The sequence below is a fragment of the Streptomyces sp. NPDC051020 genome, assembly GCF_040683105.1.
Classification (GTDB): domain Bacteria; phylum Actinomycetota; class Actinomycetes; order Streptomycetales; family Streptomycetaceae; genus Streptomyces.
Genome location: NZ_JBFBCG010000050.1, coordinates 26,635 through 48,970, shown reverse-complemented (window position 1 = coordinate 48,970; position 22,336 = coordinate 26,635). Strand labels below are relative to the sequence as shown.

The following is a 22,336-nucleotide window of genomic DNA, read 5'->3' as shown; positions in this document are numbered from 1 at the left end:
GCAGAGAAGCCCCAGGTCAGCCCCTTGTGTGAGTGGTAGCAGAACCCAGTAGGCCGGTATCGTCACCGTCAGGAATGCCGCCCAAGTCCACGGGATCACGGCGTGGTCCCCTTCCGCTCATCGACTCCGCAAGAAGGCCCGGATGTGGCGCGCGAGTTCCTGCGGCTGATCCTCGGGTATGAGTGTGTAACTGTCGGAGATCTCCACGAGTTCACCCCTCGGCAGCATCTCGGCGAGCCGGCGACCGTGCTCCGGCGGCATGACCTTGTCCTCGGCCGCCCAGACCACCAGCGCCGGGCGGTCGAAGTCGCGCAACCTCTCGGCCCAATGCAGGAGTTCGCCCCTCGGCGGCACGCCGAGAACGTACTTCCGCAGGTCGCGACGGATCTCCGGGTTGGTCCACAGCGGCCGGAACCACGCGTCCATCACCTCGTGCGGCACCGGCCGCTTGCTCATCCGGCCCCAGGTCATCGGCAGCCGGCGCATCGGCTTCAGCTTCAGCAGGTTGAAGGCTATGTTCAGGCCGCCGGGCATCTTGGCAGAGGCGTAGAGATTGGAGCCGGGCAGCCCCGGCGGGAAGTTGTCGAAGGCCTCGCAGGAGGTGATGACAAGCTTCCCGATCCGCTGATCACGCCCGTCGGCGACGAGGGCCTGCGCCCCGCCCCAGTCGTTCATGACGAGGGTGACATCGGTGAGGTCGAGCACATCGAGGAACTCCGCGACCAGCCGGGCAACGCCGAGGATCGACAGATCGGCGTCCGGCTTCATGGGCCTGCGGTGACCGCCGAGCGGCAGGGTCGGGACGACGCAGCGGTGGTCGGGGCTCAGATCGGCGACGACGTGCCGCCAGAGCGAGCCGTCCATGGCGACGCCGTGCAACAGGACGACGACGGGGCCGTCACCGCCGGTGTCCTGGTATGCCACCGGCCCTGCGGAGAGCTGGACTTCGGAGACGGGTGGCGGCGGGGCCGCGTGGGCGTGTGCGGTCACGGGGCGTGCACTCTCCTCGGTTGCCTGTGGGCAGGGGCGATGCGCAGTCCCGACCCTATGCCAACGCGCTCACAGCTCGCCCGTGTCCAGGTCCAGGTCGAACGGTCCGGGCAGGTGCAACACGGCCCCGAACGGGTGCGGGCCGTCCACCCGCGCGTACCCCGGACGCCCGGGTTCGGCAAACAGGGTCACGCTTCGTTCCACCCGGTCGACCAGCAGATACAGCGGCGCCCCGTACTCGGCGTACCGCCGCCGCTTCACGACGCGGTCCGTTTCGGTGTCGGACTCGCTGGTGACCTCGACCACGAGCAGTGTCTGATCGGGCAGCAGGGCGCCCGCGCCCTTGGCATCGGCGACCGGCACCACGGCGATGTCGGGGACGTACCAGTTCGACGACCCGGGCAGGTCCAGGTTGCCCGACCCGGTGACAAACCCCAGCTCACGGGCGCGCGGCTTGACCTGATCGCGGATCACCTCGGCCGTGGCCTCGTGATCCCAGGTGGGCGACACGGGCTCGATGATCCCTTCGACGATCTGGGCACGGTCGCCCCGGATGTTCTGGACGGCGTACTTCAGAGCGCGTTCCGGGTCGATGCCTTGGCTGTAGTCGGCGGGCGCGGCGGTCATGTGCCCAGAGTGCCCCATTTGCGTTCCCCGCAACAAGCAGAACCGGCCGGTGGGAGCAGTCACCCTAATCAGTACAGCAGATCCAGCTCTGCACGGACCGTCTTCCCCGGCGGTACGCGATCCACCACCGCCCACCGGTCGGCCAGCGCCTCCACCAGGATCAGCCCGTGCCCGTTGCCGGAACCGGGCGGCGGCGTCACCAGCTCCCCCGGCCCCGGCGGGCGCCGCTCGCCCCGGGCGTCCGTGACCTCGATCCGCAGGACGCCGAGCGTGCACCGGTCGCCCGGAGCATGGACGAGCCTCAACTCGAAGTCCCGGCCCGGCACCCGGCCGTGCGTCACCGCGTTCGCCGCCAGCTCGGCGACGATCAGCGCGGCGGTCTCGGAGGCGTCACCGCCGTACGGGATGCCCCACTCGTTCAGCTGGTGCAGAGCAAGCTGCCGGGCCAGCCGGGCTCCTCGGGGCGTGGAACTGAATCGCTGCACGAACACACGCACGGTGAACGGCGCTTGCGGGGACGCGAGTGCTTCCATGCGCCCACCGTGACGGCCGGGAGGACGGTCCCACCAGGTCAGAAACCCGTACGCTGAGTCAGCGTACGGGTACGGAGTGTGGACGGTACGCGTGACAGTCCGTGACCATGGGCAAGTTGCGGACAGGTGGGGCATGAAAGGTGGCCGAACATGACGGACGGCGCGGGCGGCACGACGGGCGTGGACGGGGAGCCGGAGCCCTCGGACACCCTGAAGGCGTTCGGCGAGGTGGTCAAGGTCTTCCGCAAACGGGCACGGCTCACGCAGGAGGAGTTCGCCCCGAGGGTGCGGTACTCGGTGCCGACGGTCGCCTCGATCGAACAGGGGCGCCGGTTCCCACCGCCGGCGTTCGTGGATCGGGCGGAGGAGGTGCTGGATGCGTTCGGGGTGATCAGGGCGGCGGCGAAGCACTTGTCGCGGCGGCGGGGGCTGGCGAAGTGGTTCCACCATTGGGCGCAGCTGGAGGCGGATGCAATCAGTCTCAGCACGTACGAATGCCGCGTGGTCCCGGGGCTGTTGCAGTCCGATGCCTACGCCAGGGCGGTCTTCGAAAACCGCGTGCCGGCATTGAGCGATGACCAGATCGAGGTGCAGCTCGTAGCTCGCGCGGAGCGCCAGCGACTCCTGCGTGAGGAGCCCTACACGGAGTACAGCTTCATCGTCGAAGAGACCCTGTTCCTGCGCTGTACAGGTGGCAAAGAGACCACGAAGGACCTCATCGACCACGTCCTGCGGTGTGCAGAAATGCGTAATGTCGAGCTTCAGGTGATGCCGCTGCAACGGGAGAACCACGCAGGACTGGAGGGTCCCATTCAGCTCCTTGAGACGCCAGATCACAGGCTTCTCGCCTACTCCGAAGGGCAGCGCACCGGCCATCTGATCTCCGACCCGGATGACGTAAGTGTGCTGCAGAGGCGGTATGCCAAGATGCGCTCGCAGGCTCTCACCCATGAGGACACAGGGAGTCTGCTGAAGCGAATGCGAGGAGCGCTATGAGCACGTCCGAACCGGCCTGGTTCAAAAGCACCTACAGCGGTGGAGACGGCGACTCCTGCGTAGAGGTCGCCACCTGCCCCGACACCGTCCGCGTCCGGGACTCCAAGGTCGAAGAGGGCCCCCAACTCACCCTCTCCCCCGCCGCCTGGACCGGCTTCGTCGCGTACGCCGTCCAGCGCTGACCACGTCACGGAGTTGAGCGCACCCGTCGGGCCGACGCGAGAGACGCCGCCGGACTGAACGCCTCCGCGCAAGTTACCGAGATCACGTTTCGGCAGCGCGCCTGCGAAAGCCGTGCACCTTGATAGCGTCGCTCCCGCGATTGCGGAACGCTCCCCGCCGGGGTCGTCGCCGCGCCCGGGCGGCCGTTCCACGACGGACGGCCGACGAGGCGGGGCGTGCTGACACACGGGGACGTACGCGGCAAGGACGAAGAGGGCCGGCCCATGAGCCTCGCGCAGTTGCACTACACCTCTGCCTCTGCGGGGGACGACGGGGTCGGCGCACGGTTCACTGCGGTCGGTGGTGGCATACCCACTCCGGTGCTGACCGAGGCGGAGAAGCTGCTCGGTTACGAGCCTCCGGCCGGGGCGCCGTATCACCCCACGAACGTCGAACTCCGGTCCTTTCCCGAGACGTTCAGCTTCAGCGCGCTCTCCGACGGCAGCCATCTGCTCAGCCGCACCGTGGCACTGGGCGGTTCCGGCGCCGGTCACTTCCACGCGCATGCGGTACATCTGCCGGCCGGCACGCGCCTGCCGGGCGACGCACTCCCGATCACGGCGTGGCGGTCGCCGCGCTGGGCTTCGACCACGCCGGACAGCGGCACACTGGACCGAATATCCGCCCTGCCCGCCTCCGCCGCCTTCGGGCAGGAGGCACTCAACGACTTCGCGGTCTCCCGCAGCCCCTGGCTCGCGACGGTCTTCGCCGACCTGCGCCGGGTGAGCGAGAAACCGTCGTCGGTGCAGCTCGTCCTCGTGGAGCGGCAGAGTGCGGACGTGGCCCGGTGGATCGCGCTGGCCGCAGCCGTGCTCCCGCCGGAGCACGCCCAGCGGCTGACGTTCACCACGTACACCCGCCGCCCGGCGCACTCCCCGCACCAGGTCATCGGCGTACTGCCGGACGACGCACACGAGCTGACCGGCCGAGGCTTCCGTGTGCACATGTGTGCCGGCCGCGCTCCGGAGGGCCCGGTGGACGACACCTGGGCGGAGACCGTCGCCCGGGTCTGGCGCAGCCGCGCACCGGAACTGTTCCGGGCAGCGGCCACGCTGCCGGGCGAACCCTTCGCCGCTGGACCACTCGCCTTCACCGCACTGCACGCAGGCATCTCACTCGGCCCGAACGGGCGTGCCGCAGCAGCCGATTGGGCCGGCGAGCGACTGTACGCGCTGAACGAGCAGCAGATGCACCGGCTGACCACCGCACTCACAGCACCGGCCGACGACCGCAGCGCCTCCGAATCGGCTTCCGTGGCCCGGCTGCTGGCAGGGCTCGAAGGACGTGCCCCTGCCACCACCACGGCGCCGCTCGCCGCACTGCTGGTGACGGAGGCGGTTCGGTGCAGCGACGCCGCGCTGACACTCCCGGCGCGTTCGGCGTTCGCCGAGCCCGCCGCCGTGAAGCAACTGGCTGACGGGCTCGGCCCGGACCTGCTCGCCGAACTCACCTCGGAGGCAACGGAGTCCATGGGCGGGGCGGCCATCGGACGCCTGGTGCAGCTGCTCCGGATCGCCCGTCTGCTCGACATGGACCTCACCGAACAACTCCCGTCCGTGGCGCAGCACATAGCCGGGACGCTGCTCGCAGCTCCGGAGCCGGACAGCGTCCCCGCGCTGCTCGACCTCCTGGACGAACAGTTCGATGTCCGCACGGCGCTCCTCGGCGAACTCGATCGACTCGCCCTGGCCGCCCCCTCCGCCGCCGAGGAGCTCCTCACTCGCGTCGCCCTCCCCTTCACCGGCGCGCAGGCACTGCCGCATCTGCGGATGTGCGCCGAGGCGCCCCGCGCGAAGGAGCAGGGCTCCGACCGCATCATGGCGCTGCACACGGTTCTGCGCGCCGCCGGGTTCTCGCCGTTCGCGGAACCGCTGGTCCTGCGCACCGCCGTCGCGCTGATCTGGGGCGACGCCACCCCGACGGCGGGCGAAGCCAGGCTTCTGCTCGGCGAGTCAGGCTCGGACTCGCACCGGACGGCCGGTACGTGGTCCCACCTCGTCGACGCGGCACTTCACGCGCCCTCCGACGACGAGGAGGCGGCGGAACTCGCCCACGATCTGCTGCGCTGCTTCCCTCAGGAGATCTCCGCACGGGTCCGCGGTGCGCTGCAACTCCTGGACTTCGCCCGCGCCGTCAGCTCCGGTGAGTCGGCGCCCGGCCGGCCCGACCGTGCCATGGCTCTGCGTGCCCGCGCCGAACCGGTGGAGCCCACCGTGCTGGAGCACGCCTATGGCGCCCTCGCCCACAGTCTGCTCGCGCGGGACCGGCCCGACGCGGAGCTGTACGCGTTCGTGCACAGCGACGACGCGGACCTGATCGCGGCCTACGGCCGGGCGGCCCGCCACGGCGACATTCTGGCCCGGCTGCGCTCCGACCCGGCGTACGTGGCCGACTGCTTCACCGTCTGGAGCGCCCACCCGCACGCGGGCCGGGCCTGGAACGAGACCCGGGCCGCGCTGCTGGAGGAAGTACTGCGTCCGGTGGTACGCGGCCTGTCCGGTAGCGAGATCACGGCGGTGGAGCGGGCCGCCGAGCGCACGGGGAGCAGCCGTACGGCAGATGCGTTCCGGGCCTGGAACCGGCCGGGCCCGTTCGGCAGACGACTGGGCAGCCGGCTGACGGCGCGGGTGCGGCGGTCGTAGGAGGGCGCGGCTACGAGGACGTGGCGGGGCCTGGATCACGCCGAGGCGCCCGCCCTGATCGAGGCTGCCTCGGGTGACCCGGCCCCGCCCGGTCACAGAGGATTCACCGTGAGGTGAGCAAGGGCAGCGCCGGCTCCTCGCGATCGTTCTCCGTCTCCTCGCGGCTCATGGCACTCGGCCACCACATCCGGCGACCGATGTCGTACGTCAGGGCGGTGACGAGGACGGAGCGCACCACGAAGGTGTCGAGGAGTACGCCGAACGCGACCGCGAAGCCGATTTCCGCGGCGAAGACCAGTGGCAGCGTCGCGAGCGCGGCGAAGGTCCCGGCGAGCACGATGCCCGCGGATGTGATCACGCCGCCGGTGGCGTTCAGGCCGCGCAGCGCTCCGCGCTGGGTGCCGTGCGCCTTGGATTCCTCGTGCACCCGCGTCATCAGGAAGATGTTGTAGTCGACTCCCAAGGCGATGAGGAAGACGAAGATCCACAGGGGGATCGCCGGGTCGGCTCCGGCGAACCCGAAGATGTGCTTGAAGGTCAGGGCGCTCACACCGAGCGCCGCCGCGAACGACAGCACAACGGTGCCGAGCAGGACCAGCGGCGCGACGACGGCTCGCAGCAGCACGCCGATGATGAGGGCCACGACGACCAGGACGAGTGGGACCAGCACGGCCCGGTCGTGCTCGGCGGCCCTCCTGTAGTCGAGGTTGAAGGCGTTGCCTCCCCCGACCTTGGCCTCCGCGCCGGGGACGGCGCGCACCGCGTCACGCAGCCGGTCGACCGTCGCGAACGCCGTCTTGGTGTTCGAGGCGGCCGTCAGCGTGCCCTCCAGGTAGACGTAGCCGTCCTTCACCACCGGCGCGGTGACGTTTGTGATCCCGGGTGTGGCGGCCACGGCGGACCGTAGCGGTTCGGCCGCGCCGGCGGAGCCGATGATCTGGACGGGATCGCCGCCGCCCGCCGGGAAGTGCAGGGCCATCGCCTGCTCACCGATGACGGCTTCGGGCTTGCTGGTGAAGGAGTCCTTCATCTGCATGTTGTCCGCCGTGAACCCGATCAGGCCGAGCGCCAGCACACCGAGCACGACCGAGGAACCGATCCAGGTGGCACGCGGCCGACGGGACACCACGCGCCCGATCCATGTCCACGTGCGCCGTTCCACCGGCTCCGGCGAGCCGAACGTCGGCCGGACCGGCCAGAACACCCAGCGCCCGAGGATGACGAGGAGAGCCGGCAGCAGTGTGACCATCGCGGCCAGGGCGCTCGCGACGCCGATGGCCATCGCAGGCCCCAGGCTCTTGGTCGAGTTGAGCTCGGCCGCGAGGAAACACAACAGACTCAGGATCAGCGTCACGCCACTGCCGAGGATGGCCGACCCGGCGCGCCGCAGGGCGACCGCCATCGCCTCATGCCGGTCCTCGTGTCGGCGCAGTTCTTCGCGATAGCGGGCAATGAGCAGCAGCGCATAGTCGGTGCCCGCGCCGAAGACCAGCACGGTGAGGATGAACTGGGTGTCTCCCTTGACCGCCAGACCCCCGTACCGGGCGAAGAGGTAGATCGTCGCCTGTGCGACGACCAACGCCACACCCACGCAGATCAACGGGGCGATCCACAGCACCGGGCTGCGATAGGTGAGCAGCAGGATGACGACGACGATCGCGACCGTGAGCAGGAGCAGCGTCTTGTCGGCACCCGAGAACCCGTCGGCCCGGTCCGCGGCGTAGCCCGCGGGTCCGGTGACGTGCGTGATGAGGCCGGGATGGGAAGCGAGGATCGACCGCATCTCCTTGACGGCGGCCGCGGTCTCGTCCGAGCCCGTCTGCCCGGCGCCCCCGGACGTGATCGGGACAACGAGCTCGATCGCCCGGCCGTCCTTCGCGACCACCGGGCCGACGATGGGCTTGGTCACGTGGGCCACCCCTGCGAAACGCCGGGCGTCCGCCGCGGCCACGGCTTGGTCGTCCGCGGTGACGGCACCATCGGCGCGCTCGTAGATGACGACCGCCGAGCTGACGTCCGGCGTGAACTTCTTCGCCAGTTCGATGGCCTGCGTCGACTCGGCATTCTTCGGCAGGAACGTGCCCACGTCGTTCTTCACGATGCTGTCGAACTTGCCACTGAACATGCCGGCGACCGCCAGCAGACCGATCCAGAACACGAGGACGGCCCATTTGGCCCTCCGGCCGGACGGAATTGCTGATACTCGCATGGAAACTCCACTGAAGGGTTCGGACAAAGCGGGTGCCGACTGCCTGGGGAAGGTGGATGTTCATGTGCCGCAGCGTGCCGATCCGTCCTGTCAGGCCCGGCACGGATCTGTGTCGGATCGCCTCTCAGCCTTGCTTGCTGTAGAGGCGCAGCGTGATCGGGGCGCACACGACGGTGATGACAGCGGTCGCGGTCAGGGACCAGGTGACCGCGCCGCCGGCGCCGCCGGTGTCGTTCATCAGGTCGCGGGCTGCGGTCGCGACGTGGCTGAGGGGGTTGACGTCGACGAAGGCCTGGAGCCAGCCGGGCATGGTGCTGGGCTGGACGAAGATGTTGCTGGCGAACGAGAGCGGGATCAGCGCGGCGTTGGCGATGCTGATGACGACGGCCGGGTCCCGGACTGCCAGAGCGACCGCGGCCCACAGCAGGGACAGCGAGAGCCCGAAGGCGATGACCAGGGCGACCGCGGCGAGCACGCCGGGCGCGCCGTTGTCGGGGCGGTAGCCCATGATCAGACCGAGGACCACCACGATGGCGGAGGCGAACAGGTAGCGCGCCGCATCGCTGAGCAGACCGCCGAGCACGAAGGCGCCGCGCCATATCGGCAGTCCGCGGAAGCGGTCGAAGGCTCCGCTCCGCACGTCCTGGGCGAGACGGGCACCGCCATACATGGTGACGATGGCGATGCTCATGCTGAGCACGCCGGGCAGGAGGGTCTTGAGGTAGTCGCCGGTCGAACCGCTGATGGCACCGCCGAACAGGTAGGTGAACAGCACGGTGAACAGGATCGGAATGGCAGCTGAGTCCACGAGTTGCTTGGGGTCGTGTTTGATCTTGAGCATGGCGCGCCTGCCGAAGGTGGCCGAGGCGGCGAGTGCCCCGGCAGGGCGGCATAAGCGTCCCGCGGCGAGCAGGGCGTCGATCGGGTCGGCCTCCGCCGTGGCGGGGCGCGTGGAGGCGGCAGGGGGACTCATGCGGTCAGGCCCTGGTGGTCGATGGTGGCCGGACCGGCCCGGTGGTCGGTCAGGGCGAGGAAGGCCTCGTCCAGGCTGGGCCTGCCGAGGGAGAGATCGGCGATGCCCACCCCGGCGTCGGAGAACCGGGTCATGACGCGCCCGACCAGCCGGCCCACGTCCGTGGCGTCGGGCCGGGTGGCGAGCAGCATGGACAGCGAGAGCGGGTCGGCGGCGAGCCGGACCGTCCCCTCCAGGGCGCCGGCCAGGATCTGCAGCGCCTGCGGACGCTGCTCGCCGTCGAGGAGCCGAAGGTGCAAAGTGCCCGAGCCGACCCGGGACTTGAGCTCGGCGCTGGTGCCTTCGGCCACGATGAGGCCGTTGTCGATGACCGCGATCTGCTCGGCGAGTCGGTCGGCCTCATCGAGGTACTGGGTGGTGAGCAGCACCGTGGTACCGGCCGCGGCAATCCGGCGGACCAGTTCCCACACCTGGTTGCGGCTCCGCGGGTCCAGCCCGGTGGTCGGCTCGTCGAGGAACAGCAGATCGGGGGTGACGATCAGGCTGGCGCCGATGTCGAGCCGGCGACGCATGCCGCCCGAGTAGGCGCCCACTGGGCGGCCGGCCGAGCCGGTCAGGGCGAACGCGACGAGCAGGTCGTCGGCGCGCTGTCTGCTGGCGGCCCGGGATAAGCCGTGGAGCCGTCCGAGGATCAGCAGGTTCTCGTATCCGGTCAGGTCTTCGTCGAGGGAGGCGAACTGGCCGGTCACCGCCACCTGGGAACGGATCGCGTCCGCCTCGGTCAGCACGTCATGGCCGAGGACGCGGGCGGTGCCGCCGTCCGGCCGGGTCAGCGTGGCCAGGATGCGGATCGTGGTGGTCTTGCCCGCCCCGTTGGGGCCGAGGAACCCGAACACCTGACCGCGCCGGATCGTGAGGTCGATCCCGTCCAGCGCCCGGTTCTCTCCGTAGACCTTGACCAGACCGCGCGCCTCGATCGCCGGATGATCCCCACCCGAGCTTTTCTTTGACATGCCGTAAGAGTTAGCTATCTATTACAGCATGTCAAGGTTATGGCTGAAGGCATATCATTCTTGGAATGGTTGACTCGTATGACACTGCCACGCCGCCACGCCGCCGCCGGTCCGACGCCCGGCGCAGCATCGACGCCATCCTCAACGCGGCCCGGGTCGTGCTCGGCGAGCGGCCCGACGCGGGTATGGAGGACATCGCCGCCACGGCCGGTGTCACACGCCAGACCGTCTACGCGCACTTCTCTTCACGCGACGCCCTGGTCGCCGCCCTCGTCGAGGTCGCGGCCGCCGAATACGCCGCCCTGCTCGACGACGCAGGCCTCGACACCGCGCCGCCCGCCCAGTCGCTGGCCCAGTTCCTCGGCGCCGGCTGGCGGTTCATCGACCGCTATCCCCTTGTGCTGAACGCCACCGCGGCCCGGATCCCGCGGCCCCACAATGACCCCCATGACTTCGTGCCCCCGCGGCTCGAACGGCTCATCCAGCGAGGCCAGGACACGGGCGACTTCGACCCGTCACTCCCCGCGGCCTGGCTCGCAGCCGCCGTCCTCGGTCTCCAGCACACCGCCGCGGAGGAAATCGCAACGGGGCGCCTCACCACCCACGAGGCAGAGGCGCTGTGTCTGGAAAGCGCACTGCACCTCTGCGGCGGGGAGGCGCATCGCTAGAAGCTGTGGGCCGCCCGACTGTGGCGGTGGAGAACCTGCCGCCCGTCGTGTCCTGGCCGAACGTGGAGACCCGGGCCAATCCGGTTGGCAACAGCGCGCCCATGTCGTGAACTTGAGCCCATGACTTACACGACTCATCTTCCACGCACGGCCATTGTGACCGGCGCAGCACGCGGTATCGGTGCCGCGGTGGCCAGGCAGCTGGCCCGCGACGGCCTGGCGGTCGGTGTGATCGACCTGGACGAGGCGGACTGCGCGGGCACCGTGCAGGCCATCAAGGACGACGGCGGGTCGGCGGTGGCGGCCGCCGCCGACGTCGCGGACGAGGTGGCGGTGACCGCAGCCATCGCCCGGGTCGCCGCCGAGCTGGGTCCTCCGACGGTGCTGGTGAGGACATACACCGAAGTCCAGCTGGAGTCCTAGCCGCTGGGGTTGCGAGCGCAGGGCGAGGTGCCCGACCCGATCGCGAGTGGTCGGGCACCTCGCCGCGCGCACTGTGCCCGCCACACGCGCCGAGGCACCCGTCCCCATGCCTCGGCGACCCGTGGCGGGCCGGGCGCTCGCATCAGCCTGGGAGGATCAGCCCCTTGCGTGCTGGTGGAGAGTGGCTGCCAGGAGATGGGAGTCGAGCAGGGAGACGTCTGCCGTCCTGTCCGCCCGTGCGTAGCCGGCCAGCATCCGTTTGGTCAGGACGAGCGCTTCGGGCGAGCGTCGGACGAGGGGCCTGGTCCAGGAATCGATCACCTTGTCCAACTGGTCGAGTGGGGCGGTCCGGTGGAGCAGACCGATACGGTGGGCCGTGTCGGCGTCGAAGACGTCGCAGGTGAGCATGAGCTCGCGAATCCTGGAGGTGCCGGCCTCGGAGACCAGGCGTCCCATCGCGCCGCCCCACGCCGGCGGTAGCCCTATGCCGACCTCCGGCATGCGAAAGCGGCTGGTGTCGGCACCGGCGCGCAGATCGCAGAAGGAGGCGAGGGCGAGACCCGCGCCTATGACCCGCCCGTGCAACCGGGCGATGGTGACCGCGTGGGTGTTCTCCAGGGCCTGGCACAGGCGGTGCGCCTTGTCGGCGATGCGCCGCAGGGCCACTCCGGACGGATCGGCGGCCAGTGCCTCCTGGTACTCGTTGCGGTCGGCACCCAGGCAGAAGTCCGTACCCAGTGACGACAGCGTCAGGATCCGGACATCGGGTCTCTCGTGGAGGTCGTCGAGCAGCGTGGTGAGGTCGTCGAGAACTGCGGCGTCCAACGTGTCGTCCTGCCCCCAGGGGTTGAGGCGGACATGCAGTACGGGGCCGTCCTGCTCGGCGTGTATCGCCTTGGGAGCGGTCCGGGCGTGTGCGGGGGTGAGGGTCGATTCGGTCATGCGAGGGCTACGTCCAGGTTCAGCAGGCGCCGGAACGCCACACGGGGCGCCATCGACGGGGGGCGTACGAGGGTGAGGCGGGGAAGGCGCCGGGTCAGTTGGCGGAGAAGGGTCTGGGCTTCGAGGCGGGCCAGCGGCGCGCCGAGGCAGTAGTGGATGCCGCCGCTGAATGCGAGGTGGCCGGGCGTGCGTTCGGGGTCGAACCGGTCCGGGTCGCTGTGTCTGGCCGGGTCTCGGTTCGCCGCTCCGACCATGAGGTGGACCATCTCGCCGCGGCGGATCTCGATGCCTCCCAGCACGGAGTCCTGCGAGGCGACCCTGCTGATCACGTGGGTGGGCGGGTCGTAGCGGAGCGTCTCCTCGACGAACCCGGGTACGAGGTCCGGGTTGTCGGCGATCATGTCCCAGCGTTCCGGGCTTTCGACGAGCCGGAGTGTCATCGTCGAGAGGAGGGTCGCGGTGGTCTCCAGGGCGGCCAGCAGGAAGAACAACACCAGGAAGTAGACCGCCTCGTCGGCCTTGTCCTGGTCGGGCTCGATCGCGTCCCACGTCTGGATCCACCGGGTGACGGGGTCATCACCGGGGTGCGAGCGCCGATCACGCACCAGGTCCATGAAATAGGTGCGGAGTTCGGCCGTGGCCGCGTCGGACAATGCCAGCTGGCTGGCCGACGGCAGCAGCTCCTGGGTGAAGACCTGATCGTGCGTCAACTGCCGGAGCCTGGGCCAGTCGGCCTGCGGAAGGCCGAGCCAGTCACCTATGGTGGCCACCGGCAGCTCCTCGCAGACAAGCTCCGAGAAGTCCGCCTCGCCGGTGCGTATTCGATCCGCGAAGGCGTCGAGGAGCCGTTCCGCGGTCCGGTTCACATTCCGGCCGATGCCCTCCACAGTGGCTCGGTCGAAGGTGCCCGCCGCCCGTCGCACCTTGGTGTGGTCCGGGGGGTTGAGCGCGGCGAGCGTGTTGCCCATCTCGCGCGAGGAGGGTGCGTTCCAGCGTGTCCCAGGCCCCTGGCTCTCCCGCCATTTCCGGTCGGGCTCCAGCCATTGACGGCTGCGCAGAACCTGGTCGCAGGCGGCGAAGCCCGTCACGACGGAGCCGCCCCAGGGGGCGGGCACCACCTCGCCCCGCGAGAGGAGTTCGGCATATATCGGGAAGGGGTCGGCCTGCCCTCTGGCCGTCCGCAGACGGGAGAAGAGGGAGGCGGACGCGCGGCGGTCGTACGTCGGAGTTATGGCAATCGCCATGGTGGCGGATCCTTTCTGAGAACCAGCCGCCATGCATACCCTCATGATCGTTAAAACATCCACTACCACTGAGTATTCAGGAGGTTACTAAAATCACTCTTGCCTCACTCGCCCCTGGTCCACGCCAGGAAGCGACTGAACAGTCCACCCTTGGGCTGCGGCGCGAAACTGGCGTTCGTACGCGAGGGTCCGGCGGTGGAGGGCGAGGAGGCGGTTGTCTGCTGCTGGGGCATCTGGACCGCGTTCGATCCGGCCGACTCGGCTGCCTGCGGAACAGCCCTCGGGGTGAAACGGATCGGGAGGGTGACCAGCAAGCGGCTCCACGGGCTCGGCGCCCAGGTGAGCGCCTTGAACGGGACACGCATCTCGACGTCGGGAAGCCGGTTGAGCAGTGCTTCGACGGCAGTCACGGCGATCATGAAAGCCGGGTCCTTGGCGGGGCAGGCGTGCGGGCCCGCTCCGAACGCCAAGTGCGCCTTGGCGCTGAGCTGTTCGCGGTGATCGGTCAGCTTCGGGTCGGTGTTGGCCGCGGCGAACGAGATCAGGATCGGGTCGTTGGCCCGGATCACCCTGCCGCCGAGCTCGACGTCGTGCGTCGGGTAGTGGGCCGCGTAGTTGGCGATCGGCGCATAGTTCCAGAGGGTCTGCGAGACCGCGTCCTCGACCGGGAGGCCGACCTGCCAGTCCTCTCCGAGGTACAGGGCGCTACTGGTGCCGATGGCCGCGGCCAGCGGAGCGGTGCCACCGGAGAGCAGGGTGACCAGCTGGTGCAGCACCTCCTCGTCGCTCAGCTGGGCCGCGTGCCCCATCAGACGCGTCGTCAGGTCGGCTGCCGGGCGCCGCCGCTTGAGGGCGATCAGCTCGGTGAGCGCCCCGCCGAGCACCTCGTCGGACCCGGGTGTGCCCTCGAAGATGCCACTGATCCCGGCGATCACGCGGTCGCCGATCTCGGGCGGGCAGCCGAACAGGTCGCTGAAGACCAGCAGAGGCAGCGGCTGGGCGTATTCGGCCATCAGCTCCGCCTGGCCGCGGATGTCGGTACTGAACTGGCTGATCAGGTAGTTGGCGGACTGCTGTGTCTGCCTGATGAGCTGGTGCTCGTTGACCGTGGCGAGACTGTCGGTAACGGCCTGACGCAGTCGGGCATGTGCCGCACCGTCACTGAAGAGCGCGTTGGGGCGGTAGCCCATCATGGGCAGTGCCGGGCTGTCGGCCGGGACGCGCCCTTCGTTGAGGGCGTTCCAGCGACGGGAGTCGCGCACGAAGGAGGCGGGGTTCTGCAGGACGTGCAGAGCGGCGTCGTAGCTGGTGACGAGCTCGGCCTGGACGTCGGGGGCGATGTCCACGGGCGCACTGTGACCGAACGAACGCAGCTGTTCGTAGTGGCTGTCGGGGTCGGCTCCGAACGAGGGGCCGTACATCTGGACGTTCCCGTGCGCGGGGCAGCCGGGGGGTATCTCCTGCGGTTCACGTGGCTGTTGCATTCCTGCGCTCCTAGCCGAGTTGGGACATGAGGTGTTTCACGAGGGTGATGAGGGCCTGCGCCGAGGAGTTCTCGTCCCGTACGTCGCACTCCACGACAGGGGTCTCGGCGGTGAGGTTCAGGGCCTCGCGCACCTCGTCGAGCGGGTAGTGCGTGGTGCCCTCGAAGTGGTTCACGGCGATGGCGTACGTCAGGCCGAAACGTTCGACGAGGTCCAGGACGGGGAAGGACTCGTGCAGTCGCTCCGGGTCGACCAGGACCAGCGCGCCCAGGGCGCCCCGGGAGAGCTCCTCCCACATCTCCTTGAAGCGCTCCTGGCCGGGCGTTCCGAAGAGGTAGAGCACCAAGGTGTCGCTGAGGGTGAGCCGGCCGAAGTCCATGGCGACGGTGGTGGTCTTCTTGTCGGGTGTGCCCGACAGGTCATCGAAGCCCACGCTGGCCTCGGTGATTTCTTCCTCGGTCCGTAGGGGCTCGATCTCGGAGAGACTGCCGATGCAGGTGGTCTTGCCGACCCCGAAGTGCCCCACTATGAGGATCTTCACCGCGTGGGAGACATCTGGATCCAAGTACACGCGTTACGCTCCGAATCGATTCTTCAGGCCCTCGAGCACGGCACTGACCAGTTCTCTGTCGACTCCTTCGGCGCGCGGTACCGGTCTCCTCACGAGGATGAGACTGTCCTCCTCCATCTGCGCCAGCAGGATGCGGACGATGCCCAGGGGCAGGTGTGTGTGTCCTGCCACCTCGGCCACGGACAGGAAGCCGTTCGCGACCAGGTCCATGACCTGCCCCGCTTCCGGGGACAGCGTGCGCGCCGCGACCGGCCCGTGCTCTGCCGCCGCCGTCACGAGCGTCGTGTGCCCGTACTCGTGGTCCGGGGGCAGCGCTCGTCCGTTCGTGATCACGAAGAGGGGGACTAACGGAGACGTCAGTTCCAGCTCTTCATCCTGCTCGGGCCCGTCAGGCATGGCTTGTCCCCTTCCCCGGTGTCGCTGTGGTCAGTCTGGGAATCACCTCGTGCAGACGCGTGGTGAACTCCTCTATGTCGCAGTCGTGTTCGGCGGCAGCGGCCAGGAAGGCACCGGGGCCGGCCGCCATCAGAAAGATCCAGCCGTGCTGGAACTCGATGACCGTCTGACGCCATTCCGCGTCCTCGAGGACCCCCGCGAACTGGGAGGTGACCCGGCTGTAGGCGTGGATGCCCGTCATGGCCGCGGAGATCGTGTCCGCGAGGTCGCGGCTCATCCCGTTGGTCGCCCCGCGGGGAAGGCCGTCCGATCCCAGCAGCACCGCGTGGCGGGCACCCTTGACCTCGGACATCACCTGGTCGAGCTCGCCAAGGACGAATCCCGCGTCACCGGAGCTCTGTTGCCGGGGGGAGCTCCCCCGCGCAACTCCGGCGTCCTCGGCGCTCACCCTCGGCGGCGAGGTGAGGTTGTTGCCCAGCCGGGCGACAAGGCGGTGCATGCGGAAGGAGATCTGCTGCATGTCCACATCGGGGGCGGCTGCGGCGGCGAGGTAGGCGCCCTGCCCTGCCCCGATCAGGAAGCTCCAGCCATGCGAGAACTCGATGATGGTCTGGTTCCACTGCCGGTCCTCCTCCGGTCCGGCGAAGTGGGCCGTCGCCCGGCTGAGCGACTGCATCCCGGCCATGGCGGCGGAGATGGTGCGCACATCCTTCTCGGCCAGGCCCTCCGTCGCGCCGCGAGGAAGGCCGTCCGCGGACAGCAGGACGGCGTGCCGTGCACGGGGCACGTTGTGCACGATGTCCTCGAGCATCCACGACAGGTCTGCGGTCATGCGTCTTCGGACCCTTCGGGCGAGGTGGCGTCAAGGTTGCGGCCGGAGAGCGTGCCGCGCTGGAAGGCCCCCAGGCTGCGCCCGGAAGCGCGGCCTGTCTCCGTCCGCGGCGCCGGCGAGGTGGTGTCGGGATCGGGGACGCTCGCGATGGGCGCCTGGCGTGCGCCGCGCTTGGGCAGACCGTGCATCGTGCGCGACGTCGCGCTCTGGGGCCGGCTCTCGGTGGCGCGCCGGATATTGCTGACCGGAGCCTCCTGGGCGGGCGGCATCTCCTCCATGGTCCACAGCTCCTCGGGCAAGAGGACGACGGCCCTGACGCCGCCGTATCGGGAGACTCCGGTGACGTCCACCCTGAAACCGTGCTGACGCGCGATCAGGCCGACGACCGGGAAGCCGAACTTCGGCTGAGTCCCGAGCTGCGACAGACGGGGGGCGACTTCTCCGGAGAGCAGCGCGGTCGCCCGCTGCCGCTCTTCGTCGTTCATGCTGACACCGGCGTCGTCGATGACGATGCACAGGTTGTTCTGGACGCGCTGGAACGTCACCTCGATCGGCGCGTCGTGCTGCGAGAAGCTGGCAGCGTTGTCGAGCAGCTCCGCCACGGCGAGGGCGACGGGCGCGACCGCGGACGCCTTCAGGGCGAGACCGGTCTGCTGCATGATGGTGACCCGGTGGAAGTTGCGGATCTGGCCCTGGGCACTGCGCACCACGTCGTAGACGCTGGCGGGCCTGTTGCGACGGCCGAGCGGCGCACCGCACATGACGGCGATGCCCTGAGCCTTGCGCGCCATCTGGGCGTTGGCGTGGTTGACGTCCAACAGGTCGCTGAGGACCGCGTGTCCGCCGTACTTGTGCTGGATGCCGTCCAGAAGTGTCGTCTGCTCGGCCGCGAGGCTCTGCAGGAAGCTGGCGGCACCCTTGAGGACGGCCTTGGTGTTCTCCTCCGCCGCTTCCTTGGCTTCGCGGAGCGTCGCGTCCTGCTCGTTCCGGAACCTCTGCAGCTCGGCGCGCGACGAGTGCAGGTGGCTGTCTGTCGTGAGTAGCTGCTGCCTCAGTTCGGCCTCGGTATGCTGCTTCTTCGCCCCCAGCGCTCTATTGCGGGCGACGAGTGCCACGACCGCGACAACGGCTATCGCCGCCACCGCAACCAAGCACCACGCAAGTGCGTCTCGACTCATGGAAACCTTTCCCGGCGCATGGCCTGCGGACGGCTGCGGATGCACCTCGCGAGGACCCGCAACACAGCTGATCGGCACGGTTCACCTGCTGTTAAGCGCAGAGCCTGCCGCCGATCGCAAATCAGCATCTGCGTCAAGTGGATCAAGATCACAGATGCCGGGATGCTATCACCGGACCTTCGCCTCCTCGGACGCCTGGTATGGCGCCGCATACGCCCAACACATCTGCCGCAACAGCGGGTTTACCTGACCTTTCGCCCCCCATCTGCCGTCCGTCACCCCTCTCGAGACCGATCCGTCAATCGGTTCTTCACAAGAGGATTGACAATCTCTCACATCGTTCTGAGGCAGCGGCGACTGGACCACTGAAGTACCTCATCGGCAGGTGGTAGCGCCCAGTTCATAGGTGCGGGGTGCGTGTTGCATGCCCGGCGACGGCTCGGCCGCTTCACAGTCGTGCCGTCCCCAAGCGGCGTACGCACGCCGCGAACCGCCCGGATTCGTCGCGACGGCGCTCGGATGCCGTCTGCGTCCGGGGACGCTACTGCCGCACACCCCCGTCCGGACGTCCCCGCATGCTGCCGGAGCGCGCAGGGGAGATCGTGGACACATGCCCGGCGCCGGCCGTCATTCGCCTCATCCTGATCGATATGTGAACGCAAGCCACGCGCCCGCTTCCCCCGGGTCTCAGCGGCGATCAGGCCTGGCTGGAGTATTTAGAGGCCGCGCACATGGGTGGGGCGGTGGAACCGCCGTCCGTTGTGTCCTGGTTGATCGTGGAGGCCCGGGCCAATCCGGTTGGCAACAGTGCGCCCATGTCGTGAACTTGAGCCCATGACTTACACGACTCATCTTCCACGCACGGCCATTGTGACCGGCGCAGCACGCGGTATCGGTGCCGCGGTGGCCAGGCAGCTGGCCCGCGACGGCCTGGCGGTCGGTGTGATCGACCTGGACGAGGCGGACTGCGCGGGCACCGTGCAGGCCATCAAGGACGACGGCGGGTCGGCGACGGCGGTCGCCGCCGACATCGCGGACGAAGCGGCGGTGACCGCCGCCGTCGCCCGGGTCGCCGCCGAGCTGGGCCCGCCGACGGTGCTGGTCAACAACGCCGGCGTCGGTCCCCGTGCCGATCTCGTGGAGATGACCACGGATCAGTGGGATGCGGTCCTGGGGGTCAATCTGCGCGGCCCGTTCCTCGTCACCCGGGCTGTCGCCCCGCACATGATCGCGGCCGGCTGGGGGCGGATCGTCACCATGTCGAGCATCTCCGCGGTCGGTGACGCCGCCCGTGTCGACTACGGCAGCGCAAAGGCGGGTCTGCTCGGCTTCACCAAGTCACTCGCCCTGCAGCTCGGCCGGCACGGCATCACCGCCAACGCGATCGCCCCGGGCTTCGTGGTGAGCGACATGACCAGGACCTCGGCCCGCCGGCTGGGCCTCGGCTTCGAGGAGTTCCAGCGCAACGCGGCGCAGTCCATTCCGGTCGGAAGAGTGGGCCAGCCGGAGGACATCGCCCATACGGCGTCCTACCTCGTGAGCCCCGGGGCGGGGTTCGTCTCCGGCCAGGTGATCTATGTGGCCGGCGGGCCGGTGGACTGAGCTCCTCTTGACCTCCGGTGAAGTCGAACCTGGACCGTCTGCCATCGACGTGGGGACCGGCTGAGATGGTGTCGCGGTGTTCATGCTTCTATGCGCAGCCAGGTGTTGCCTGCGCGGAGCCAGAGGGAGCCGTCGCGGCCTTGGCCGCAGCGCAGGACGACTCGACCGGGCACTCGAAGCCGACGCCGGCTGGTTACTGCCCAGGTGGTGCCATTGAGCTCGGCATGTGTGAGCTCGACGGACCGCTTGTTGTGGTTCCGGCGGGTGAGTACTGCCCGGTTGCCGCGGACCGCGAATCCGTCCGGATCGGGGACGGGGCTGGGATAGCTGGTCACCTCGCCGGTGGACGGAGTGATCCGGGTCAGGAAGGTGCCGCCTCTGCTGCTGCCGGAGTACCGGACGAGCCATACCCGTTCGTTCTCGGTCGCGGCGGTGCATCCTTCCAGTGGGTGGTCGGGCAGCCGGCCCTTGGGAGCCCAGCAGGTCCGGCCCTGGGTGTCCCAGCCCGCGAGGCCCGCTCCTGACTCGGGGTGGCCGCCGTAGATGCCTTCGTCGCCGTAAGCCGCCCAGATGCCTCCGTGGACATCGGTGACCAGGGCGGGAATGTCATCACCGACGCAGAACTCGGCCTCAGGTGTACCTGATGGGGAGAACACCACCGCGTTGGGCGCCCAGGGGCCCTCGGTTTCGTTTCGGAACGTACGTCCGCTCACCAGCAGGAATCGGGAATCCGGGGCGAGGGCCAGGTGGCTGGGCCGAATCCGAATGTCCGTCACGAGGGTGCGCCGTTCCTCCTGCGCTGTGATGGTGATCAATTCACCGGTGAACGGGATGTCCGGCCTCTGCCCGATCCACCCCTTGGGGTAGCGGTTGCGATCAAGGTAGCGCCGGTGGACCAACAGGACCGCAAGCTGCCCGGCGGCCCGACGCTCCACCAGAGGGCTCGGTGCCCCCGCACGGCATCTGCAACGGGAAGCCGCCACACGTGGTGTATCGCGGTATCGGAACGAGCAGGCACCGGGCGGAGATTCATGGGCAGTCGCCTCTAGGACTCCGGGAGCTGAGCCGCCCGAAGATCGCTACCTTACCGACCCTCACCCAGGTCAACTCCAGTGGCAGTCTGTCCAGCGGCCGTGTCACCGCACATCCGGCATCGAAGGCCAGCGGCAAGCGGCGCTCGCATGGCAGCAGGATCGGCCGTGAGGCTCTCACCCCCGAACCGTCCCCGTCCTGAGCGTCCGCCTCCGGCCGGGCAGGTGGCACGAGCCGCCCGTGGCGCCGGGTACCGTGGAACCTGCCGATCTCGTGGACCTCCTTGCGGGCTGCGTGACCCCGTAGGAACAGCTGAGGAACCGATGACGACGAACCGCGGACGCAAAGACGTCATCCGCGACCGGATGGCCGCCACCGGCGAGTCGTACAACGTCGCCGCCCGCAACCTGAAGGCGATGAAGGACATGGGCGCCACCCGTGACGCCGTCCTCACGCAGCGCTGGCGCCCGGCGGACTCGCTCGACGTTCCGTGCCCCTGCGGCGGGACCTGCGAGCCCGGCGAGACCTGCGACCACTGCCATGCCCGGCACCGGCATGTGGCGCGCTACCCCGGCAGCGTCACGGATGTGGAGACCTGGGCCGACCGGTACGACTGCATGGGGTGCTCGTCCTCGTACACGCTGACCGTCGTCCTGCACGGCCGCCCCTGGGGTGTCGCCGAGACGGTGGTCCAGGGCGGGGCGGCCGAGCCGGTGGTCAGGGCGCGGGTGTTTCCCGGCGTCGCCCACCCGCTGCTGCGCCCCGAGAGCCCCGAGGACGACTGACCGGCTGCGGGAGCAGGCGTACCCGGCCCTTGGCGAGGACCGGAACGCCGGGTACCGGGAGCGGTCAGCTGGTGAACTGACGGGATACGCGGCCGGAGGCGCGGAGTTCCCGAAGGTCCGACCCGCGACGCCGGCGGTGGGTGCCGGCCAGGTCCGCGACGAGGACGTCGCGGCATGACCGGTTCCCGCCTTTTCAAGCCACGATGACAGTGCTGCCGGCTCGGTCGAGGGCGGTGTGCAGTTCGGTCGGGCATGGCTTGTCGGTGATGAGGGAGTCGAAGCCGTTCAGCTCGCATACGCGGTGGGCGGCTGTGCGGCCGAACTTGCTCGAGTCGGCGAGTACGTAACGGTGGGAGGCGTTGGCGAGCATGGCTCGCTTGGTGGCGACTTCGTCGAGGTGGAAGTCGGTGAGCCCGTAGGGGGCGATGCCGCCGGATCCCAGGAAGACGGCGTCCGCGCGCAGGTTGCTGAAGAATTCCACCGCTTGGGCGTTGGAGCAGGCGAGGTCGCCGGCTCGGATCCGGCCGCCGCTGACCAGGACCTCGACTCGGGGGCGTGTGCTGACTTCCGCGGCCACGAGGAGTGAGGGGGTGGCGATGACCCCGGCGTGGTCGGCGGGCAGCGCGCGGGCGACTTCCAAAGCGGTGGTGCCGACGTCGATGACGACGGTCTGGTTGAGTTGGATGAGTGCTGCTGCCGCGCGGCCGATGGTTTCCTTCTCCGAAGCGAGGGCGCCGCTGCGTTCGCTGAAGGGTGCCTCTTCTCCGACCGGCGCCTGAGGGCTGGTGGCGCCGCCGTGAACCCGGGAGAGCCGGCCACGCCGCTCGAGCAGGGCGAGGTCCCTGCGGACCGTTTCGTGGGAGACGCCCAGCAGTGTCGTCAGATCGTCGGTGGTGACGAACGTGAGCCGGGCGATTTCGGCGGCGATTCTGCGATGGCGCTCGGCGGCGAGCACGACCTGTCTCCTTTGGAAG

At 69.3% G+C, this 22,336-nt stretch carries 21 protein-coding genes and 1 pseudogene; 7 read left to right on the top strand and 15 right to left on the bottom strand.

The annotated features are described in order from the left end of the window. Positions 1–117: 117 nt before the first annotated feature. The 3 genes from AB0N06_RS25230 to AB0N06_RS25220 form a co-directional block, all read right to left on the bottom strand. Positions 118–990, bottom strand: coding sequence for an alpha/beta hydrolase (locus AB0N06_RS25230; RefSeq protein ID WP_366136942.1), 873 nt, complete (start codon positions 988–990; stop codon positions 118–120). Positions 991–1,059: 69 nt separating this feature from the next. Continuing rightward, positions 1,060–1,617: a Uma2 family endonuclease gene (locus tag AB0N06_RS25225; RefSeq protein ID WP_366136941.1), complete on the bottom strand. Its 558-nt coding sequence runs from the start codon at positions 1,615–1,617 to the stop codon at positions 1,060–1,062. 68 nt (positions 1,618–1,685) lie between these two features. Beyond that, positions 1,686–2,150 (bottom strand): ATP-binding protein, encoded by a 465-nt coding sequence (locus AB0N06_RS25220; protein WP_366136940.1) that lies wholly within the window; start codon positions 2,148–2,150, stop codon positions 1,686–1,688. 150 nt (positions 2,151–2,300) lie between these two features. On the opposite strand from AB0N06_RS25220, the gene AB0N06_RS25215 reads away from it, so the two are divergent. The 3 genes from AB0N06_RS25215 (at position 2,301) to AB0N06_RS25205 (ending at position 6,010) form a co-directional block, all read left to right on the top strand. After that, a complete protein-coding gene (locus AB0N06_RS25215; RefSeq protein ID WP_366136939.1) occupies positions 2,301–3,146 on the top strand; it encodes a helix-turn-helix transcriptional regulator in 846 nt (281 codons plus the stop codon). Further along, the gene (locus AB0N06_RS25210) at positions 3,143–3,328 is read left to right on the top strand and encodes a DUF397 domain-containing protein (protein ID WP_366136938.1); all 186 of its coding nucleotides are present in this window, start codon (positions 3,143–3,145) and stop codon (positions 3,326–3,328) included. The genes AB0N06_RS25215 and AB0N06_RS25210 overlap by 4 nt, the downstream gene beginning before the upstream one ends. A gap of 264 nt (positions 3,329–3,592) precedes the next feature. Next, the gene (locus AB0N06_RS25205; RefSeq protein ID WP_366136953.1) at positions 3,593–6,010 is read left to right on the top strand and encodes a GTPase-associated protein 1-related protein; all 2,418 of its coding nucleotides are present in this window, start codon (positions 3,593–3,595) and stop codon (positions 6,008–6,010) included. 103 nt (positions 6,011–6,113) lie between these two features. Here AB0N06_RS25205 and AB0N06_RS25200 read toward each other — a convergent pair whose 3' ends face one another. The 3 genes from AB0N06_RS25200 to AB0N06_RS25190 all read right to left on the bottom strand — a co-directional run bounded on the left by AB0N06_RS25200 (position 6,114) and on the right by AB0N06_RS25190 (position 10,205). Beyond that, the gene (locus AB0N06_RS25200) at positions 6,114–8,219 is read right to left on the bottom strand and encodes an MMPL family transporter (protein WP_366136937.1); all 2,106 of its coding nucleotides are present in this window, start codon (positions 8,217–8,219) and stop codon (positions 6,114–6,116) included. Positions 8,220–8,343: 124 nt separating this feature from the next. Then, positions 8,344–9,192, bottom strand: a complete 849-nt coding sequence (locus AB0N06_RS25195) for an ABC transporter permease (protein WP_366136936.1) — start codon at positions 9,190–9,192, stop codon at positions 8,344–8,346. Then, a complete protein-coding gene (locus AB0N06_RS25190) occupies positions 9,189–10,205 on the bottom strand; it encodes an ATP-binding cassette domain-containing protein (RefSeq protein ID WP_366136935.1) in 1,017 nt (338 codons plus the stop codon). The genes AB0N06_RS25195 and AB0N06_RS25190 overlap by 4 nt, the downstream gene beginning before the upstream one ends. Positions 10,206–10,270: 65 nt before the next feature. Between AB0N06_RS25190 and AB0N06_RS25185 the strand changes: the two genes are divergently transcribed. Continuing rightward, positions 10,271–10,873, top strand: coding sequence for a helix-turn-helix domain-containing protein (locus AB0N06_RS25185; RefSeq protein WP_366136934.1), 603 nt, complete (start codon positions 10,271–10,273; stop codon positions 10,871–10,873). A gap of 120 nt (positions 10,874–10,993) precedes the next feature. Beyond that, positions 10,994–11,263, top strand: a pseudogene (locus AB0N06_RS25180) (SDR family NAD(P)-dependent oxidoreductase); the annotation flags it as partial. A gap of 189 nt (positions 11,264–11,452) precedes the next feature. Here the strand turns inward: AB0N06_RS25180 and AB0N06_RS25175 are convergent. From AB0N06_RS25175 to AB0N06_RS25145, 7 genes are all read right to left on the bottom strand, one after another. After that, a complete protein-coding gene (locus AB0N06_RS25175) occupies positions 11,453–12,238 on the bottom strand; it encodes an enoyl-CoA hydratase/isomerase family protein (RefSeq protein ID WP_366136933.1) in 786 nt (261 codons plus the stop codon). Beyond that, positions 12,235–13,482: a cytochrome P450 gene (locus tag AB0N06_RS25170; RefSeq protein ID WP_366136932.1), complete on the bottom strand. Its 1,248-nt coding sequence runs from the start codon at positions 13,480–13,482 to the stop codon at positions 12,235–12,237. The genes AB0N06_RS25175 and AB0N06_RS25170 overlap by 4 nt, the downstream gene beginning before the upstream one ends. 104 nt (positions 13,483–13,586) lie before the next feature. Then, complete coding sequence (locus tag AB0N06_RS25165; RefSeq protein WP_366136931.1) at positions 13,587–14,966, bottom strand: cytochrome P450; 1,380 nt, start codon at positions 14,964–14,966, stop codon at positions 13,587–13,589. 10 nt (positions 14,967–14,976) lie between these two features. Then, positions 14,977–15,537: an ATP/GTP-binding protein gene (locus AB0N06_RS25160; protein WP_366136930.1), complete on the bottom strand. Its 561-nt coding sequence runs from the start codon at positions 15,535–15,537 to the stop codon at positions 14,977–14,979. A gap of 3 nt (positions 15,538–15,540) precedes the next feature. Further along, complete coding sequence (locus AB0N06_RS25155; protein ID WP_366136929.1) at positions 15,541–15,933, bottom strand: DUF742 domain-containing protein; 393 nt, start codon at positions 15,931–15,933, stop codon at positions 15,541–15,543. Then, positions 15,926–16,765, bottom strand: coding sequence for a roadblock/LC7 domain-containing protein (locus AB0N06_RS25150; protein WP_366136928.1), 840 nt, complete (start codon positions 16,763–16,765; stop codon positions 15,926–15,928). Before AB0N06_RS25150 ends, AB0N06_RS25155 begins: the two co-directional genes overlap by 8 nt. Beyond that, the gene (locus AB0N06_RS25145) at positions 16,762–17,943 is read right to left on the bottom strand and encodes an ATP-binding protein (RefSeq protein ID WP_366136927.1); all 1,182 of its coding nucleotides are present in this window, start codon (positions 17,941–17,943) and stop codon (positions 16,762–16,764) included. The genes AB0N06_RS25150 and AB0N06_RS25145 overlap by 4 nt, the downstream gene beginning before the upstream one ends. Before the next feature lie 834 nt (positions 17,944–18,777). On the opposite strand from AB0N06_RS25145, the gene AB0N06_RS25140 reads away from it, so the two are divergent. After that, positions 18,778–19,545, top strand: a complete 768-nt coding sequence (locus AB0N06_RS25140; RefSeq protein WP_366136926.1) for an SDR family NAD(P)-dependent oxidoreductase — start codon at positions 18,778–18,780, stop codon at positions 19,543–19,545. 80 nt (positions 19,546–19,625) lie between these two features. Here the strand turns inward: AB0N06_RS25140 and AB0N06_RS25135 are convergent, their stop codons facing one another. Beyond that, positions 19,626–20,480, bottom strand: a complete 855-nt coding sequence (locus AB0N06_RS25135; RefSeq protein ID WP_366136925.1) for a hypothetical protein — start codon at positions 20,478–20,480, stop codon at positions 19,626–19,628. A gap of 420 nt (positions 20,481–20,900) precedes the next feature. Here AB0N06_RS25135 and AB0N06_RS25130 point away from each other — a divergent pair, with 420 nt between their 5' ends. Continuing rightward, positions 20,901–21,362, top strand: coding sequence for a hypothetical protein (locus AB0N06_RS25130; protein WP_366136924.1), 462 nt, complete (start codon positions 20,901–20,903; stop codon positions 21,360–21,362). Between the two features lie 193 nt (positions 21,363–21,555). Here AB0N06_RS25130 and AB0N06_RS25125 read toward each other — a convergent pair whose 3' ends face one another. Then, a complete protein-coding gene (locus AB0N06_RS25125) occupies positions 21,556–22,317 on the bottom strand; it encodes a DeoR/GlpR family DNA-binding transcription regulator (RefSeq protein WP_366136923.1) in 762 nt (253 codons plus the stop codon). Between the last annotated feature and the right edge of the window lie 19 nt (positions 22,318–22,336).

Bases quoted from the DNA above. Each gene is read 5' to 3' on its own strand.
- AB0N06_RS25220 (WP_366136940.1), bottom strand. From the start codon at position 2,150: ATGGAAGCACTCGCGTCCCCGCAAGCGCCGTTCACCGTGCGTGTGTTC.
- AB0N06_RS25200 (WP_366136937.1), bottom strand. From the start codon at position 8,219: ATGCGAGTATCAGCAATTCCGTCCGGCCGGAGGGCCAAATGGGCCGTC.
- AB0N06_RS25170 (WP_366136932.1), bottom strand. From the start codon at position 13,482: ATGGCGATTGCCATAACTCCGACGTACGACCGCCGCGCGTCCGCCTCC.
- AB0N06_RS25165 (WP_366136931.1), bottom strand. From the start codon at position 14,966: ATGCAACAGCCACGTGAACCGCAGGAGATACCCCCCGGCTGCCCCGCG.
- AB0N06_RS25150 (WP_366136928.1), bottom strand. From the start codon at position 16,765: ATGACCGCAGACCTGTCGTGGATGCTCGAGGACATCGTGCACAACGTG.
- AB0N06_RS25190 (WP_366136935.1), bottom strand. From the start codon at position 10,205: ATGTCAAAGAAAAGCTCGGGTGGGGATCATCCGGCGATCGAGGCGCGC.
- AB0N06_RS25195 (WP_366136936.1), bottom strand. From the start codon at position 9,192: ATGAGTCCCCCTGCCGCCTCCACGCGCCCCGCCACGGCGGAGGCCGAC.
- AB0N06_RS25215 (WP_366136939.1), top strand. From the start codon at position 2,301: ATGACGGACGGCGCGGGCGGCACGACGGGCGTGGACGGGGAGCCGGAG.
- AB0N06_RS25225 (WP_366136941.1), bottom strand. From the start codon at position 1,617: ATGACCGCCGCGCCCGCCGACTACAGCCAAGGCATCGACCCGGAACGC.
- AB0N06_RS25130 (WP_366136924.1), top strand. From the start codon at position 20,901: ATGACGACGAACCGCGGACGCAAAGACGTCATCCGCGACCGGATGGCC.
- AB0N06_RS25175 (WP_366136933.1), bottom strand. From the start codon at position 12,238: ATGACCGAATCGACCCTCACCCCCGCACACGCCCGGACCGCTCCCAAG.
- AB0N06_RS25140 (WP_366136926.1), top strand. From the start codon at position 18,778: ATGACTTACACGACTCATCTTCCACGCACGGCCATTGTGACCGGCGCA.
- AB0N06_RS25145 (WP_366136927.1), bottom strand. From the start codon at position 17,943: ATGAGTCGAGACGCACTTGCGTGGTGCTTGGTTGCGGTGGCGGCGATA.
- AB0N06_RS25210 (WP_366136938.1), top strand. From the start codon at position 3,143: ATGAGCACGTCCGAACCGGCCTGGTTCAAAAGCACCTACAGCGGTGGA.
- AB0N06_RS25185 (WP_366136934.1), top strand. From the start codon at position 10,271: ATGGTTGACTCGTATGACACTGCCACGCCGCCACGCCGCCGCCGGTCC.
- AB0N06_RS25155 (WP_366136929.1), bottom strand. From the start codon at position 15,933: ATGCCTGACGGGCCCGAGCAGGATGAAGAGCTGGAACTGACGTCTCCG.
- AB0N06_RS25205 (WP_366136953.1), top strand. From the start codon at position 3,593: ATGAGCCTCGCGCAGTTGCACTACACCTCTGCCTCTGCGGGGGACGAC.